The sequence below is a fragment of the Pasteurellaceae bacterium RH1A genome (genome assembly GCA_012221805.1).
Lineage (GTDB): Bacteria > Pseudomonadota > Gammaproteobacteria > Enterobacterales > Pasteurellaceae > RH1A.
Genome location: CP015195.1, coordinates 876,727 through 894,270, shown reverse-complemented (window position 1 = coordinate 894,270; position 17,544 = coordinate 876,727). Strand labels below are relative to the sequence as shown.

Genomic DNA, 17,544 nt, shown 5'->3' with positions numbered 1-17,544 from the left:
CAAATTTGAGAATCAAAACATGAAGAAACAGTACAAGATTGCTCCCTTAAGTTTGGCCATTGCCAGCATCTGCCTAAGCCCAAGCCTCTTTGCAGATGAAGTGTTAGATACCATCGAAGTAAAGGCCTATAACAAGATTGGTAAACAAGATAAGGATGTCACAGGCCTGGGCCGTGTGATTAAGACCAGTGAACAGCTCAATAAGGATCAGGTGATCGGCATTCGTGATGCCACTCGCTATGATCCTGGTATTTCTGTGGTGGAACAGGGTAATGGTGCTTCTACGGGCTATTCCATTCGTGGTGTCGATAAAAACCGTGTAGCCATTAGTGTGGATGGCATTCCACAAATTCAGTCTTATGTAGATCCAACCCAGGCCCATTCGACTTCAAGTAGTGGAGCGATTAATGAAATTGAATATGAAAACGTCTCGGCCATTGAATTTGCCAAGGGCAGCGACTCGGCCTACAGCGGCAGCGGGGCGATGGGTGGTTCGGTCAATTTTGCTACCAAGGACGTTGATGATTTCATTATTGACGATAAGAGCTGGGGGCTAACCAGTAAAAGCGTTTACAGCAGTAAAGATAAACGCTTTGGTCAAACTGTGGGTGGGGCCTTCCGCCATAATGGTTTTGAGGGCTTGATTCAATACACGGGCCGTAAGGGCCATGAAATCAGCATACACCCTGATGCGGAAAAGGCGACCCAGTATCAAATCCAGCGTTATCGTTCTTATGAGAGAAAATATGATCTTCTAGCAAAGATTCCTAATACCCTAGATGGCACCTATGATCATTCTCAGCCTGATAAGAATAATGGATTTTATGTTTCAACCAATGGCTGTTCAGCAGCAACGCTGGCTTCATGTACGGATGAGCACATCCGTTTCCCTGCTGAGGAAAGCGCCTTAAGTGATCCAAGTCATATTGCCTTGCCTGCTGGCAGAACGGAACCTTGGACACCTGAAGAGCTAGAACAAATTCGTAACCAGCATTCACCTGTGGAATACCTTTCTCCCAAAGAATATACTGGAAAGAATAGAATTGCACCTAACCCAATGGAATATAAAACGGGTTCCATGTTAGTCCGCTTGGGATATCACTTCTCACCTCAACATTACTTAGGAGGGATTGTAGAGGATACTCGCCAACGCTATGACATTCGTGATATGCATTACCAAGCCTATTATAGTGGTAGCCGAGAGGACTTTTTGAAGGAGCGTAGAAGGTATGCTGGCGATATTGCAAGCAGTAGCTATTGGGTTAATAGTCCAGATGAAGGTACGGGCGGCATACTAGCCTGGACAAGAACTCACTTTATTGATGAACGTCACCATAAAACCCGTCAGGGTATCATTTACCGCTATAATGGTGATAAGACTTGGGCAGATTTATTTGAAGTGAATTTAGACTTTCAAGGGATCAAGCTGGATACGACCAATTACTACTTAAATTGTGCGCCTTATCCCACGGCAGACAAAAATTGCCGAGCCATCACTGAAAAAGTCGGTTCGCAAGAAGATATTCGCCAAAACCACTACAAAGAGAAACACCGCCGTTTAAGTTTTAAATGGCAAAAACGTTTTGATCTTGGCTTTAGTCAGCACAATATGCAACTTTTAACGGGTGTGGACTGGTATAAATCTACTCATAGCAAACAACATCACATTAGAAAGGTGACTCAGGGTAATAATACCGTACAAAAGGTTGGTGGCAAGGAGATTTATACGCCAAATAATGTGATGAGACACTTTGATGGCTGTGTGCATAGCAGTGGTTTAAATGTGCGTTGTGCCCCGCTCGTGGTTAAGGGGGAAAACCGCTTTGTCGGCTTAAATGATAAGATTGCTTTGGGTAAATATGTGGATTTAGGATTGGGTGGCCGTTATGACACTTACTCTTTCCGTTCTGATGATGAGCATATTATCAACAAAAAGCACCGTGTTTGGTCCTATAATGCGGGGATTGTCTTAAAGCCAACAGAGAATATTGCTGCTTCTTACCGTCACTCAACGGGCTTCCGTGTGCAAAGCTTCCAAGAAACCTTTGGTTACTTAATAGAGGGAACTGATGGTAGGTATACTGCCAAAAGTGATCTTGCTCCAGAGAAATCCTCCAGCCATGAAGTGGGTTTAAGTCTTAATAATAACTGGGGCTATATTGACTTGGCTTATTATAAGAGCCAATATCGTGATCTGATTGCGGCAGCCTTCCGTGAAGATTTGAATCAATTTGGTTATTTTAATTTCCAGAATATTTCCGTGAAAGGGATCAATATTCAAGGGGGCTTAGATCTTAACAGTATGTGGGGTAAAGTACCTGAAGGGGTCACTCTTATCTTTGGCTATAGCCGCTCTAGACCAGATAAGGTTAGCACAAATGAGGGGCTAACCAATGGTTATGTTTATTTTCTTGATACCTTACAGCCACCTAAATATGTACTTGGCCTAAATTACGACAGCCCAAGTGAAAAATGGGGGGCAAGTTTAACCTTCACCCACTCTAAGGCCAAAAGTGAAGACGAGTTGAAATCACGTTATGTGGTTAAAAATCGTGAGGTCAATGTGGCCGTCACGCCACAACGTACTCGTAAATGGACAGTGGTGGATTTAACCGGTTATTGGAATGTGAATAAAAACATCACCTTGCGTGCAGGCGTTTATAACCTGATGAACTACCGCTACAGCATGTGGGAGTCTGTTCGTCAAACGGCAGTGGGGGCCATTAATCAGCACTCAAGTGACGGCAATTTTGCCCGTTATGCTGCGCCAGGGCGTAACTATACGGCGAGTTTAGAAATGAAGTTCTAACTTCATAATGCTAAGAAGGGCAGGTTGGTTCAATCTACCCTTCTTTTTTATAGGCATATAGGACAAAATAGTTGGTCTTTTTGCACTTTATGCTTCTATAGGACAAAAAAGTTGGTAAGGATTATTTTAAAGGATCTTTACCAGCTCTTTTTATTCAAAAAATCCTGTATAAACAAGATCTTATGCTTTCTTGTTAAACCGCTGTGCGGGCGTAATTTGTCTTTTAACTCCTTAAATAAACCCTCAATCCTATTTGTTGTCTTTTCAATATTTAACTCAGGATGTTTCTCATAGGTAAAAATATAATCATAATAACGCTTAATACTCGCAGCAGCACTTCTTACACTTCGATGTTTATAAGGGTATTTCCCTTTGTCATTTGGTTTATCTGACCGTTCATTTAAAAATGATTGATGTTTTTTCTTCCATTCATATATTTTTAAATAAAATTCATTTTTAGAGCTGGTTTTAAGTGTCTTAATAATACTTTTTAGTTCTCTTCCCGCATGTGATTGGTGCTTCTTTCGCAATGCCCTCATTACGATTGCGACAAGATGAAACTGACACATCTGTGTTGGTGTATTGAATAAGTCTTTTAATAGACCTCTGCGTCCATCACAGGTAACTGATTGAATAATATAGTTTCTTTCCCTTAAGCAGTTCATCGCTTTCTTGTAATAGATATCTTTTTCTGTTTTGACTATTTGGTGATAAATTACTTTTTTGTAGAGCTATCAACAAACACCATTACACCAAAATCCCGGTGAAAGAATGTTGTATCAATAATTAAGTTCAAGTATGTGTTTTGAGGTTTATTTAAGGAGGATTTAGGGTGTTTCTCTAAATATCTTCGAATAGTTCGAGAAGAGCAGGAGTATTTTTCTGCTAGCTGTGCTTGTGTTTGTTTTCCAGATGAATAATCAAGCCAAATTCTTTCAGGATCTAATTTATTTTTAAACGTAAATGTTTTATTACAGCTAAGACATTTATAACGCTGTAAATTATTTTGTTTGCCATACTTCTGGATTGGGGAATGTTGGCAGAAAGGACAGTTTTTTGTGCATATTTCAAAAAGAGGGCTTAAAGCCTTGTACTATAAGGCTTTAAGCCACTTTTTACCAACTATTTTGTCCTATATGCCTTTTTATATATCCTACACATCATTCCTGATCATAAACCCCACCCGCTGGCGTTGGGCAATGGTGTGCTTTCTCGCCCGAATTTGTAGGATTCGGTGGTGGCGGTTGGTGCTGCGTAGGCGTTGTACACGGCGTTTTAGAAAGGTTTTCTTTTTCATTGTTCTGCTCCTGTTGTGGGGGTTTGGGGCAAGGTGGCCTCGTCTTGGGGCTGGCTTTCTTGTTTCGTCAGTTCTTCCTGCTCAAGGGTGTTAGCCTGTGCCTTGACCCGTTGGTAATTTAAGAGGCTGTTGAGGTAGCGGCGGATGTTTTCCACATATTGAAAGGCCTCAAAGCCTCGGGCGTAGCCATATTTGAGCCTTTGATAATAACGTTTTTCCGCCAAAAGAGGGAGGTTTTTCTTCACCTCCAACCAGTCATCAGGGTTGCCGCCCAAGTCCTTGGTCAGGCGGCGGATGTCGATGAGATGGCCCATGCCCATGTTGTAGGCGGCAAGTGCAAACCAGATCTTGTCTTCATCTGCAATGGTGGTGGGCAGCTGGCTGATAAGGAGATGGAGATAGTCTGAACCGGCCTTGACGCTTTGTTCTGGGTCAGTTCGATTGGTTACGTTCATCCGTTCGGCCGTATCTCGGGTTAGCATCATCATGCCCCGCACGCCTGTTGGTGAAACCGCATTGGGGTTCCAGTGGGATTCTTGGTAGGCGATGGCGGCCAGGGTCTGCCAGTCTAGGCTGCCCTTGTATTTTTCAAAGAGGGGCTGGTATTTGGGTAGGGTGTTTTCAATGGCACGGTGGAAGCTCTGAATGTCCACATAGTTGAAATTATCTAGGTGGTTGAAGTATTTTTCCTCAATGCGGGCAATGAGGCTGCTTTTTTGGGCCTCGTCCATAAAACCTAAAAGGGCAGCCTGGAGTTCACTGTAGGAACTGTTGGGCAAGTACCATAAAACAGGCAGCTTGTCGGTTAAGTCAAAGGCCACGGCCAGGTTAGGGTTGATATGCTGGGCCGCCCGCACATCCACAGACAGGGCCGCTGTGTAGGGGATCTTGCCCTCAGCCACCTGAATAAGCAGCTCTTCTTGGGTGAATTTATCGCTGGTCTGCCATTTGAGGTTGGGTTGTGTTTTTTGCAGGGCTTCCAGCAGGGGGACAATATTGGCCCCTGTTGGCACAAGCAGCTCGTCCATCAGCTCACTGACCTGATAGGGCCGTTGAGTGCCTTTTTGATAAACCACTTGGAGCTGGCTGCTGTAGTAGCTGGCCCCCAGTTGGAATTCTTGGCTGTGTTGGGGCTGATAAACCAGGCCAGCGGCGGCCAGGTCTATGTCGTTATTGCGCAGGGCGTCAAAGAGCTGTTCGCTGTGATCATAGGTTTTGACCGCCAGGCTCACGCCCAAGTAATCGGCAAAGGCACTGGCCAGCTCGTATTCAATGCCAGCGTTGCCTTCCCGCCCGACAAAATAGGACAGGGGATGGTTGATCATGCCCACCGTGAGCTGCTTTTCTTGCAGGACACGGGAGTACTGATTATCTTCACGTTGCATGATCTTCTGCCAGGGGTAAACCATATCCCAGGCCCAGAGCAGGAGCGCAATACCTAAAATAAGCCGAATGGCAAGACCTTTCAAATTATCACCTCTTTATGTTGGTTGGCTAGTCTAGCCTAATTCGGCACTTTGCGGAATAGTTTTATCATGGCTTGGTCAGATCTTTAGAAGCACTGCGGGTAGCCACTTCCTTAGAGGCCGAACGACTAAAAGTTGGCTTCAAATCTTGGCCCACAAAGCGATGGCGATACTCTTTGACCCACATGGCCGTTGCCCCACATACGGCCACCGGCATCACCACCAAATTGACAAAGGGCAGCATGGTAAAGAGGCTGACCAAGGATCCAAAGGTAAAGTTCAGGGTGCGTTTTTCGGCTAAGGCATTACGCATACGGCCAAAGCTGATCTTGTGGTTATCAAAAGGGTAGTCACAATACTGAATGGCCACCAGCCAGGCACTAAACATAAAGGCCAAGACGGGCACAACACTCTGGCCCAGCACCGGCACAAAGCCCAGGAGAAAGAGGGCAATCAGGCGGGGAATGCTGTACCACATCTTTTGCCATTCCCGCTTGAGCATTCTAGGCACGTCCTTGAGCATGGCAGCGATGGAGGTGTCGCCCAAGCTTTCGCCCGTTAATTGCAGCTCCACCTTTTCTGATAAGAGGGCGTTAAAGGGGGCGGCGATAAAGTTGGCCAGGGTGGTAAAGGCAAAGTAAAACAGCACCAGGAGGAGCAAGAGCGCCAGGGGAATAATCAGGTAGCTCAACCAGTCTAGCCAGCTTGGGGTAAAGCTGACCAAGACATCCATCCAGCCCGATAAATAAGACAAAAAGAGCCAAATTAAGCCCACAATCAGCACCACGTTAATGAGAATGGGCAGGACAATAAAGGGCAGGAGGGAACGCTGCATCATCAGCTTCCAGCCGTAAATAAAATAGTGAAAGCCCGCTGCAAGGGGATTTTGCGGGGAATCAAAGGGTGAAGTCATAACTTTTCCTTTTTCTGCTCAAAAAAATGAATAAATATGGTAAGCTAATGTGACATTTTCGCAAAGTACAAAATCACTTGAGGCTAAGAGGATAACATGGAACTCCATATTCTTTTCTTTATTTTAGCAGGACTTTTGATTGCGGTGCTGGTTGGCTATTCCATTTGGTCGGCCCGCCGTGAGAAATCCCGCGTCTTTTCCAACAGCTTTGCCACCCGTGGCCTGCAAACCGAGCAAGGCAACCCAGGCAGTGTGCCTGAATTCGCCCAAGGCCCAGACTACGCTCCAAGCCAGCCCGCCCAAACGGATTTGACCGAGGCCCAAATCGCCCAAGAAATTGAGCAGGCTGCCAAGGGCATCACCATCCGCCTGCCTGGCCAAGAAAATGCCCCCGTGCCTGAGCCGCAGGTGGTGGAGCAGGTTTATTCCAGCCTGGCCAAGCCTGAAGCTGTGGTGGCGCCAGAGGTGCATTTAGAGCCTGAAGTACCTATGCAAGCGGTGGAAAATGAGCCAAATCTTGCAAATCAAACCCTTATGCTTTATATGGTGGCCCCTGAAAACCAGGCCTTCTCAGGCGAAGTGGTGGTGGCCCAGCTTGAGGCCATGGGCTTCCAATACGACACCGAATACCAAATCTTCCACCGCCATATTGACACCGCGGCCAGCCCAGTCATTTTTAGTGTGGCCAATATGCTCCAGCCAGGGATTTTCGATCTCAACACCCTGCACCGCTTTAGCACGGTGGGCTTGGTCTTCTTTATGAATGTGCCGTCTTCTGGCAACGATCAGGCCAATCTGCGGCTTATGATCAACACCGTGGAAAACCTGGCTCAAAATCTGGGCGGCTTTGTCTTAGATGAAAACCGCCAGCTCTTTGACGACAATGCCCGTCTTGCCTATATGCAACGGGTCTAACTTGCAAGAAATTTAAGTCTTAAGACCGCTTGTTGAGCGGTCTTTTTTCCGTTCTCCTCTCCCTTCTTTAAAGGACAAACTATGTTAGAAAAACTCTTCCAACTCAAGGCCAAGGGTTCTAATGTCAAAACAGAAATTGTGGCAGGCATTACCACCTTCTTTACCATGGTCTATATCGTCTTCGTGAACCCGTCTATTCTAGGCGTGGCTGGCATGGACACCCAAGTGGTCTTTGTGACCACCTGTTTAATTGCCGCCTTTGGCACCATCGCCATGGGGCTTTTCAGTAACCTGCCCATTGCCCTTGCCCCTGCCATGGGGCTGAACGCCTTCTTTGCCTTTGTGGTGGTGCAAAAATTGGGCTACTCCTGGCAGGTCGGTATGGGCGCCATTTTCTGGGAGTCGGTTGGCCTCTTCCTCTTTACCCTCTTCCAAGTGCGTTACTGGCTTATGTCCTCCATTCCGCTAGGCCTGCGAGTGGGCATCGGGGCGGGTATCGGCCTCTTTATTGCCTTAATTGGCTTTAAGAATATGGGGCTGGTGGTGGCTAACCCTGAAACACTGGTGACCTTGGGCGAACTGCACGATCCCAAAGTCCTGATGGGGATCTTAGGCTTCTTTATCATCGTAGCCTTGGCTGCCAAGGGCTTCCACTCAGGCGTCTTGATTTCTATCGTGGTGGTGACAGGCCTGGCCTTGGTTTTCGACCCTGATGTCAAATTCACGGGCGTGATTTCTGCCCCGCCAAGCCTAGAGGCCGTGGTTGGCCAGGTGGATGTGGCCGGCGCACTGGATACCGCACTTCTAGGGATTATCTTCTCCTTTATGTTGGTCAATCTCTTTGACTCCTCAGGCACCCTTTTGGCCGTGACCGACAAGGCCGGCATTACCGATGAAAAAGGCCGCTTCCCTAAAATGAAACAGGCCCTTTATGTGGACAGTGTCAGCGCCATGGCCGGTTCTTACATGGGCACCTCGGCCATTTCAACCTATATTGAAAGTGGCTCTGGCGTGTCTGTGGGTGGCCGCACAGGTTTAACGGCGGTTGTTGTTGGCTTGCTCTTCTTATTGACCATCTTCTTCTCGCCCCTGGCTGCGGTTGTGCCTCCTTATGCCACAGCAGGTGCCTTGGTCTTCGTGGGTATTCTTATGGCCTCCAGCCTGATTGAGGTCAAATGGGACGATTTAACCGAAGCCACGCCCGCCTTTATCACCACGGCCATGATGCCCTTCACCTATTCTATTACAGAGGGCATCGCCTTTGGTTTTATTAGCTACTGTGTGATGAAGCTCTGCACCGGCCGTTGGAAGGAAATCAACGCCCCCGTTGCAGTGGTTTCCCTGCTCTTTATCGCCAAGTTTGTTTGGGTGGGATAGAGAGAAAAGAAAGGCCTCGTGATAACGAGGCCTTTTTTGGCAAAGATAGCGCCAGCCTCCAGGCTGGTGCTGGTAACTTGTTGATATATAAGGCACCAGCGAGGACGCTGGCGCCATCAGTGTGTCCTAGCTTACTTAATCAGAGTAATTGTCCACTGGGCTTCACCCGTTTGCTCAAAGTGGCTGACCTGATAGTTCTCTTCAGCCGCCCAGTTCGGCAAATTTTCGGTTGCTTGAGCGCAGTCAAAGTGGATGGTTAGCGAGTCGCCCTTATTGAGCTTGGCCATTGCTTTTTTGCCCTCAACAAGGGGGAAGGGACAGAGGTGCCCGACAGTATCTAATTCAATGTGCATAAGTACTCCTTAGTTGGTTGAACGAATAAAAAGAAAATATGCTGTCACCCAGGTGCCCAGGATCATCAGCGGCAAGGCCACCCAGCCCTGCCAAGAAAAAAGAGAGGTTTCAACTAAACCATTGCCAATGGAGCAACCACCTGCTAGGCTTGCACCTACTCCCATCAGGGCACCACCATAGACACTGTTGATGGCATCTTTGGCCGTGGGAACACGCAAGCGGAATTCATTACTGAATTTAGCCGCAATAAAACCGCCGATAAAGATCCCTAAAATCAGTAAGGTTCCCCAATTGACGAATTTGCTTTCACCTGTTGTGATATATTGCAGAGCCTGGACTGATGGGCCTGTTACCCCCAAGCCGCCATTTCGTCCAGTTTGTACACTGGTTACCCAAGCTAAAATTGCAATCAGGCCAATCAAAAGGGCGGTTATAAAAGGATGCCAGCGTTTTTCAAAGAGGAGGTGGGCCAGTCCTGTCTTCTTGGCTGGAAGGCTGATGGGCTTGCCTGATTTTTGATTAAATCGATAGACCAAATATGAGGTGACAAGCACCAAGATTCCAGCAAGCACCCAAGGGGAAAGCCCTAGGCTTCCATATAGGGTGGTTTGCTCGACTTGAATTCCTCGTAGTGAATTGGTTACCTCTTTTAAGGGGCCAACACGGAAAAGGGCACTAAAAATGGCATAAACTACAAAGGCAATCCAACTACCAATCAGGCCCTCACCCGCACGATATAGACTACCCGCTGAGCAGCCACCCGCTAAAACAATCCCCACACCAAAAATAAAGGCACCGATGAGGGTGGCCAGCCAAGCAAAATTTTTCACTTTAGGGGCCAGTATGCGCATTTCTTGCAAAGAAAGTAGGCCAACTGTTTGTACGCAAATAACAATTAAAAAGGCAACAAACATTTTGCTGCTTTTGGTCAGATACATATCTCGGAAAGCGCCTGTAATGCAAAAACGGCCACGTTGCATTACAAAGCCCAATAAGATGCCGCAAAATAACCCTAAGATCATAGGAACTCCTAAATTAAGTAAATGGGACAAAAATAACATCAACTTACTGTATTGCTACATTAAGCCATTTAGCGAGGATGGAATATTAGGGTTTGGGAAGAAAAAGACGTGTTGTTGAGATAACATAGATTAAACCTTAATACTGATGTTCTAAGGTTTATTAAAGCATATTTGGTAAAAAAGGTCTGTGATCGGGATCACAAAATCAGAAATTGCTCGAAAGATTGGTGAGCTTACTCAAGCTAAGAATAGGGCCAGCCTCTAGGCTGGTGTTGGTAACTTGTTGATATATAAGGCACCAGCGAGGGGGCAAGAAAAATTGACATTTTTCTCTTCCCAACATAGGATTAAATACATATAGAAGAGGAATAACTATGTGGAATATATTTAAACACCCTTTTGAAAAGGAAACCCTAGACGACTGGGCAAAAATTACGGCTGATATTGCAAAAGTTGCAATTTTGGCGATACCTGTTATGCTTTATAATAAAGATCCTCTTTATATTAAAATCATCAACTAAATCATCAACTCTGCTTTACTTGGCCTTGCTGCTTATGCAGGCTTATGTGCTACAAGATATTTCAGAAAAGCCAAAAATGAGGAGGCTCAATAATGCAAGCAACTTTCGGACTCGCCATCTTCGCCTGTATTATGGTCGGTTTTGCTTATGTAGCTTACCGCATTAGCGAACATAAATAGCTAACCTAGAACGTACAGATAGCACCAGCGAGATTGTAGGGGCGAATCACATTCGCCTTGATGGTTTTGGGTTGATGGGGGTGGGTATCAAATCTTTTATCCCCAGCACGGCAAACCCGTACTGGGTTAAGCATGGTTGAGCAGCTTTGCTGCTCTGGATTTCACAGCCCCAGATAGCGCCAGCGGGCCCTTGTTAACGTGGGTAACGAATTACCCACGGTTACCAACCGTCCCCTCTGGGGAAGAGGACGATCTAAGGCGCTGCTACATTAAGACATATGCCTTTCTTCTAATGCAACAAAATCACAGCAAAATCCATCAAACCCAAAGCGTTTGGTCACTGCATTGGTATAGGTTTTAGTGGCAATTTCGTAAATCCGCTCCCAATACTGATTGATGTATAAATCTTCATTGATGAGTAAAGCGGTGTACTTAAAATCAAGTTTAAATTCTTCTGTATAATCTATTTCAATTAAAGCATCTGCTACAATTGGGAACATATAAGCAAACCGAATAGTCGCTTTTTGTTCATCACCAATTTTCACTTTAAAAATCACTCTGCCCCTTTCTTTTTTAGAAGATAAGGAGGCTATATATTTTACGCCATTAATAGAAAGTACAATACCAACAAAGGGCCCTCCCTTTCCATTATCCTTATTCATTGGGATTTTTGGCTCTACTTCTCTTAAAAAATCAAGATAATGTTCTTTTATTCGATATAGTTTTAATTTGTCACTCATTATTCTTTTCCAAAAAGGCATAGTAGACAAAATAGTTGCTAAAAAGTGGCTTAAAGCCTTATAGTACAAGGCTTTAAGCCCTCTTTTTGAAAAATGAACAAAAAACTGCCCTTTCTGCCAAAGCACGAATATCAAGAAACATGGCAAACAAAATAATATTCAGCGTTATTATTGTAATCAATGTAATAAAACCTTTACCCATCATAAGAAATTAGATCCAATAAAGTTCTGGGATGATTACACTTCAGGAAAACAAACCTATCAACAGCTTGCCAATAAGTATCATTGTTCGGTTAGAACAATCCAAAGATATATTGATAAAGCCCCTAAAACATTATTACATCCACCTCAAAGCACATCGCTTAATATAATTATGGACACTACCTTTTTTAAGCGTAATTTCGGCGTATTAGTGTTAATGGATTCTCATACAAAGAAAGTGGTATTTCACTGTTTTGTAAGAACAGAAAAAGACGTTTACTATAAGCTGGCACTTAATAGATTGAGAGAAAAAAGCTATATAATACAATCCATTACTTGTGATGGTAGGCGAGGCCTGATGAAGGACTTGTTCAATGCACCTGTACAGATGTGTCAATTCCATATGGTTGCAATAGTGATGAGAAAACTCAGGAAGAAGCATCAATCACAAGCGGGAAAAGAATTAAAAATTATTGCAAAAACACTGGTAGAGAGTTCAAAAAATGAATTTTATAAACGCCTTCATTATTGGTATTTAAAACATGAAGAGTATTTAAAAGAAAGAAGTGATAAGCCAAATGAAAAGGGATATTTACCTTATAAGCATCGTAGTGTTAGAGGGGCTTATGCAAGCCTTAAATGGTATATGAAATATTTATTTTACTTTTGAAGAACGGTCAGATTTAAATATAGAAAGGACAACAAATAGGCTTGAAGGGCTATTTAAACATATGAAGCGACAGTTAAATAATCATAATGGATTAAGCAAAAAACATAAAGCCATGTTTATAAAGGATTTTTTGAATAAAAATAGCTGCTAACATTTTAGAAAATAAACATTAGCAACTATTTTGTCCACTTGGCATAGTTTTTGACGAATCAGCAACTATTTTGTCTACTATGCCTTAAAAAGTCCCGCTTAATAATAATTAAGCGGGGCAGTTAGATGTAAAAATTACAAAGCCTCAATCGCCTTATACTGACTCTGAATCTTCTCAAGCCCAGCCTGATACTCCGCCATTTTTTCCCGTTCTTTTTCAATCACGGCTGGTGGAGCCTTGGCGACGAAGGATTCGTTGGAAAGTTTGCCTTCAATGCGTTTGACTTCATTTTGGTATTTTTCCATTTCCTTGGTCAAGCGAGCTAGTTCTGCATCTTTGTTGATAAAGCCTGCCATTGGCACAAGCAATTCGCTATTGCCGACCAACTTCGCTACTGCAAGTGGGGCTGTTTCGCCGTCTGCTAGCACCTTCACGCTATCCAACTTGGCCATTGTTTTCAGCAAGCGGTCATTTTCGGCTAAGATTTTGCAATCTTGCTCGGAAAGATTACGCAAGAGTAAATCCAAGCCCTTACTTGGGGCGATGTTGGATTCTGCACGGATGTTACGCACTGCAATAATCACGTCTTTGAGCCAGTTGATTTGAGCTTCGGCTTGCTCGTCTAGCTTGGTTGCATCCACTTTCGGGAAAGGTTGCAACATAATGGTGTCGCCATCAATGCCGGCAAAGCCTTTGACCTTCTGCCAGATTTCTTCAGTGATAAATGGAATCACTGGGTGGGCTAAACGTAAGAGAGCCTCAAGCACGGAAATCAAGGTGCGGCTTGCGCCACGTTTTTGTACGTCTGTGCCGTTGGCAAACACAGGCTTGGTCAGCTCCAAATACCAGTCGCAGAACTGGTTCCAAGTAAATTCATACAAGGCGTTAGCACATAAGTCAAAACGGAACTGAGCAAGCGAACTGCGGAAGGTTTCCACCGTGCGGTTAAATTCGGACTGAATCCAACGGTCGGCAAGGGATAATTCCACCTCGCCTTCGCCTAGGTCTAACTTGTCATTGGTCAGCACAAAGCGGCTGGCATTCCACAATTTATTACAGAAGTTACGGTAGCCTTCCAGACGTTTCATATCCCAGTTGATGTCACGGCCGTTGCTGGCCAGTGCTGCCAAGGTGAAACGCAATGCGTCCGTACCGTGGGCGGAAATGCCGTCAGCAAATTCCTTGCGTGTTGCCTTGGCGATCTTCTCAGCCAGTTGCGGCTGCATCATATTACCCGTGCGTTTATCCAAGAGATCTTCAAGGGAAATGCCGTCAATCATATCAATCGGGTCTAACACGTTACCTTTGGATTTGGACATTTTTTGACCTTGTTCGTCCCGAATCAAGCCCGTGACATAGACAGTTTTGAACGGCACTTGCGGCTTGCCGTTTTCATCTTTGACAAAGTGCATGGTGAACATAATCATCCGAGCCACCCAAAAGAAGATGATGTCAAAGCCCGTAATCAGCACGTCCGTGGAATGGAACATTTTCAGATCTGGCGTTTGTTTCGGCCAACCTAAGGTGGAGAAAGTCCACAAGCCTGATGAGAACCAGGTGTCGAGCACATCTTCATCTTGCTTGAGTACCACGTCCGCATTTAAGCCATATTTTGACCGCACTTCGGCTTCATCACGAGCCACATAAACATTGCCTGCTTCGTCATACCAGGCTGGAATGCGGTGCCCCCACCAAAGTTGGCGAGAAATACACCAGTCTTGAATGTCACGCATCCAAGAGAAGTAGAGATTTTCATACTGTTTCGGCACGAATTGGATTTCGCCGTCTTCCACCGCTTTTACCGCCACTTCGGCAAGTGGTTTCACGCTTACATACCATTGATCGGTCAGCATTGGCTCAATCGGCACGCCACCACGGTCGCCGTAAGGCACTTTCAGATCGTGGGGTTTGATTTCGTCCAACAAGCCTAGGGCTTCAAAGTCTGCCACCACTTTTTTACGGGCAGCGAAACGCTCTAAGCCCTGGTAGTCGGCTGGAATTTGGGCATCGTAGGTGGTTAATGGTTTGCCGTCTGAACCGACCACTTCCGCTTGTTCACGAATATCGGCGTTTAAGGTCATCACATTGACCATCGGCAGGCTATGGCGTTTACCTACTTCGTAGTCGTTAAAGTCGTGGGCTGGAGTGATTTTTACTACACCTGTACCGAACTCACGATCCACATAGTCGTCCGCTACAATCGGGATTTCACGGTTAGCAAGCGGTAAAATCACGCTCTTGCCAATGAGAGATTGATAGCGTTCATCTTCAGGGTGAACCGCCACCGCCGTATCGCCTAGCACGGTTTCAGGACGAGTGGTCGCTACTACCAAGTAATCCTTGCCTTCAGCGGTTTTTGCCCCGTTTGCAAGCGGATAACGGAAATGCCAAAGCGAGCCCTTGCTCTCTTTATTTTCCACTTCTAAATCCGAAATAGCCGTGTGGAGTTTTGGATCCCAGTTTACCAGGCGTTTGCCACGGTAAATCAAGCCTTCTTCGTGCAAGCGAACAAAGACTTCTTTGACCGCTTCCGACAAGCCATCGTCCATAGTAAAACGCTCACGATCCCAGTCAATGGAGTTGCCTAGGCGACGCATTTGTTGGCTAATGGTGCCACCAGAATATTCCTTCCACTGCCAAATCTTGTCGATAAAGGCTTCACGCCCGTAGTCGTGGCGAGTTTTGTCTTCTTCAGCAGCGATTTTACGCTCCACCACCATTTGGGTGGCAATCCCGGCGTGGTCAGTCCCCGCCTGCCAAAGGGTGTTATGCCCTTCCATACGGTTAAAGCGAATCAGCGTGTCCATCAGGGTTTGCTGGAAGGCGTGCCCCATATGGAGCGAGCCTGTTACATTCGGTGGCGGAATCGCAATCGAATAGCTCGGTGCGTTGATATCTTCGCTCGGTTTAAAATAACCCTGCGATTCCCAGTGTTGATAAAGTGCCTGTTCCACTGCCGACGGCGTGAAACGATCTGCCATTTCAAAGGTTTTTGTCATTGGTTTTTCTCTTTTTATTCCAGTTTTTAAATGATTCTATTACGGGTCCTATTACAAATATATCTAAACCTGCCAAAATTGAGTTAAATATTACATATTTTCCAGCCCATAATCCAATATTTTCAATAATTACCTTATACTCTTTAAAAAAATCAAGACACTGAATTATCGCAGCTAATGATAATGTGATTAATGATAGTGATATTGATACAATAAAGAATTTTGAATAAATATACTCATATGCTTTTCTTTCTCTTTCATTTTCAAACATATAAAACTCTTCAATAGGTATATTTGTTGCTTCTGCTTCTGCTATTGCTTTTGCAACAGCTTTTTTTTATTAGGGTAATTTATTTTATTAATAACTCCCATTGTATCAATCTTTAATTTTGCCTTCTTTCTCTCCTTGTCTTTTAAAAAGATATAAACTAAATATAAACATACAAAAATAGCAAACATGCCACCTATTATAAGAGCATTTTTAAATATTTCCTCAGCTGAATATTCCATAATCAATCCTTCTGTTGTAAATTTATTTTGCATAACCCACTACTTTTTCCGTACCATCAGGATAGGACTCTACAATTCGCCCATCTTGTTTCCCAAAAGTCAGCACTTCTGTTTTCTGCTTTTCAGCAATAAATGCTTTCCATAAGGCTTGTAGCATTGATTGTTGTTTAATGATTTCTTCTTTGGTCATAATCACACCTTTTGCAAAAATTGCAGTAAATTTTACCGCTTATATCCCCCATCCCACCCATTTTATTCAGATCAACACTTGGTCGTAATATGTGCTTTATAAACGGTTCTCAATCACTTGTACGGAGCGGAAGCTGTGTCGGAATGACGGCTCTTCGTCCCCTAGGTTGAGATTTTGTGTTCGCCTCTGAATAAAATACCTAAATCTTATAGCTCAAAGAGCCAATTCGCCTCTTGCACCAGCAAATCCAGTTCTCGGTGCTGCTTGGCAACCAAATCTGCTTGCTTGCGAAGGGCCTTGATGTCCACGGCGGCGACCATTTTTATTTCGCTGCGGCTATAACGTGCCTGTTCAGGCAGGGCACTGTCGGCCAAGGCCAGCAGGGTAGCGTGTTCTTCTTTGAGCCTGTCCCGTTTGGCCAGGGCTTCCAGCATACTTAGCCCATTGGCCAGGCGGATTTGTTGGTTGGCCTGGTTGATTTGCACCACCAGTTTTTCAAGGCTGTCTGCGGTGGCCCGATATTCGGTTAGCAGGGCCTCTGGATCTTCTGCGGGCAGCTCGCCTTCTTGATATTTGGCGTTTTGTTGCAGGCGGTGGGCCAGTTGGGCTAGCTTGCGTTGGGCGTCTGCTCGTTCCATTAGGGCTTGAGCCAGTTTCATATATCCTCTTTTTGTAAAAATTTGCCGATTTTAAGCCGCTTGTTGGGTGGCCAGTTGCCAGCCTAATTGGCGGAGCTGCTTATAGCGTTCCCGTGCGGCGGCCTTCTGGACTTCTTCTGTCGGCACAAAGTCAATAATCTGGTTAAAACTGCTAATAAAATCAGGCAACTGATTTTGCAGGTTAATCAGCACATCCCGCCTTTGGGCGTTACGTTTTCCAGCCCAAGAGATTTCAATCGGGGTGGCAAAGGTAGTGGTTTCGCCTGAAAGGTTATGGGGCACAAAGGAATCGGGATCTCTAGCCCAGAGGGCTTCATCAATCGTGAGGGCTTGTGCTTCGTTCTCGCAGACAATCAGCACCCGCTTGTTGGCCCGCCAAAGTTGAGCGGCTAAATCGCAGGCAAGTGCTTCAGCGGTACTTAATTCACCCGCTTGTTCAGCCTGTAAGATATAGAATTGTGCCTGCTTCACTACTTTCCCTTTTTCCCAAAACTTAAAGCAGAAGATTTTAGCCCAAAAGAGGATAAATGTACAATAAAACCGCTTGATGTAGCAGGGCTAAATCGCTAGA

At 45.1% G+C, this 17,544-nt stretch carries 13 protein-coding genes and 3 pseudogenes; 5 read left to right on the top strand and 11 right to left on the bottom strand.

The window, feature by feature from the left end:
- Positions 1–19 precede the first annotated feature (19 nt).
- Positions 20–2,809 carry a hypothetical protein gene (locus A4G20_04245; GenBank protein QIW15593.1) on the top strand — a complete coding sequence of 930 codons (2,790 nt, stop codon included), beginning with the start codon at positions 20–22 and terminating at the stop codon, positions 2,807–2,809.
- A gap of 137 nt (positions 2,810–2,946) precedes the next feature.
- On the opposite strand, the pseudogene A4G20_04240 reads toward A4G20_04245, so the two are convergent.
- The 3 genes and pseudogenes from A4G20_04240 to A4G20_04230 form a co-directional block, all read right to left on the bottom strand.
- A pseudogene (locus A4G20_04240) lies at positions 2,947–3,557 on the bottom strand (transposase).
- A gap of 545 nt (positions 3,558–4,102) precedes the next feature.
- Positions 4,103–5,575 (bottom strand): lytic transglycosylase F, encoded by a 1,473-nt coding sequence (locus A4G20_04235; protein ID QIW15592.1) that lies wholly within the window; start codon positions 5,573–5,575, stop codon positions 4,103–4,105.
- Positions 5,576–5,639: 64 nt separating this feature from the next.
- Positions 5,640–6,485, bottom strand: coding sequence for a sulfate transporter CysZ (locus A4G20_04230; GenBank protein QIW15591.1), 846 nt, complete (start codon positions 6,483–6,485; stop codon positions 5,640–5,642).
- Between the two features lie 96 nt (positions 6,486–6,581).
- On the opposite strand from A4G20_04230, the gene A4G20_04225 reads away from it, so the two are divergent.
- A complete protein-coding gene (locus A4G20_04225; protein ID QIW15590.1) occupies positions 6,582–7,400 on the top strand; it encodes a cell division protein ZipA in 819 nt (272 codons plus the stop codon).
- Positions 7,401–7,481: 81 nt separating this feature from the next.
- Positions 7,482–8,777 carry an adenine permease PurP gene (locus A4G20_04220; GenBank protein ID QIW15589.1) on the top strand — a complete coding sequence of 432 codons (1,296 nt, stop codon included), beginning with the start codon at positions 7,482–7,484 and terminating at the stop codon, positions 8,775–8,777.
- Positions 8,778–8,908: 131 nt separating this feature from the next.
- Here A4G20_04220 and A4G20_04215 read toward each other — a convergent pair whose 3' ends face one another.
- Positions 8,909–9,130 (bottom strand): oxidoreductase, encoded by a 222-nt coding sequence (locus A4G20_04215; GenBank protein QIW15588.1) that lies wholly within the window; start codon positions 9,128–9,130, stop codon positions 8,909–8,911.
- 9 nt (positions 9,131–9,139) lie between these two features.
- The gene (locus A4G20_04210; GenBank protein QIW15587.1) at positions 9,140–10,153 is read right to left on the bottom strand and encodes a sulfur transporter; all 1,014 of its coding nucleotides are present in this window, start codon (positions 10,151–10,153) and stop codon (positions 9,140–9,142) included.
- 374 nt (positions 10,154–10,527) lie between these two features.
- Here A4G20_04210 and A4G20_04205 point away from each other — a divergent pair.
- Positions 10,528–10,767 (top strand): annotated as a pseudogene (locus A4G20_04205) (hypothetical protein).
- Between the two features lie 355 nt (positions 10,768–11,122).
- Here the strand turns inward: A4G20_04205 and A4G20_04200 are convergent.
- On the bottom strand, positions 11,123–11,593 hold the full coding sequence (locus A4G20_04200) for a hypothetical protein (GenBank protein QIW15586.1): 471 nt from the start codon (positions 11,591–11,593) through the stop codon (positions 11,123–11,125).
- Between the two features lie 220 nt (positions 11,594–11,813).
- Here A4G20_04200 and A4G20_04195 point away from each other — a divergent pair.
- Positions 11,814–12,615 (top strand): annotated as a pseudogene (locus tag A4G20_04195) (transposase).
- 134 nt (positions 12,616–12,749) lie between these two features.
- On the opposite strand, the gene A4G20_04190 reads toward A4G20_04195, so the two are convergent.
- The 5 genes from A4G20_04190 to A4G20_04170 form a co-directional block, all read right to left on the bottom strand.
- Positions 12,750–15,614: a valine--tRNA ligase gene (locus A4G20_04190; protein QIW15585.1), complete on the bottom strand. Its 2,865-nt coding sequence runs from the start codon at positions 15,612–15,614 to the stop codon at positions 12,750–12,752.
- A complete protein-coding gene (locus A4G20_04185; protein QIW15584.1) occupies positions 15,598–15,885 on the bottom strand; it encodes a hypothetical protein in 288 nt (95 codons plus the stop codon). The genes A4G20_04190 and A4G20_04185 overlap by 17 nt, the downstream gene beginning before the upstream one ends.
- Before the next feature lie 41 nt (positions 15,886–15,926).
- Positions 15,927–16,124, bottom strand: coding sequence for a hypothetical protein (locus tag A4G20_04180; GenBank protein QIW15583.1), 198 nt, complete (start codon positions 16,122–16,124; stop codon positions 15,927–15,929).
- A 396-nt stretch (positions 16,125–16,520) separates the two neighbouring features.
- Complete coding sequence (locus A4G20_04175) at positions 16,521–16,973, bottom strand: hypothetical protein (protein ID QIW15582.1); 453 nt, start codon at positions 16,971–16,973, stop codon at positions 16,521–16,523.
- A gap of 30 nt (positions 16,974–17,003) precedes the next feature.
- Positions 17,004–17,444 carry a DNA polymerase III subunit chi gene (locus A4G20_04170; protein QIW15581.1) on the bottom strand — a complete coding sequence of 147 codons (441 nt, stop codon included), beginning with the start codon at positions 17,442–17,444 and terminating at the stop codon, positions 17,004–17,006.
- Positions 17,445–17,544 lie beyond the last annotated feature (100 nt).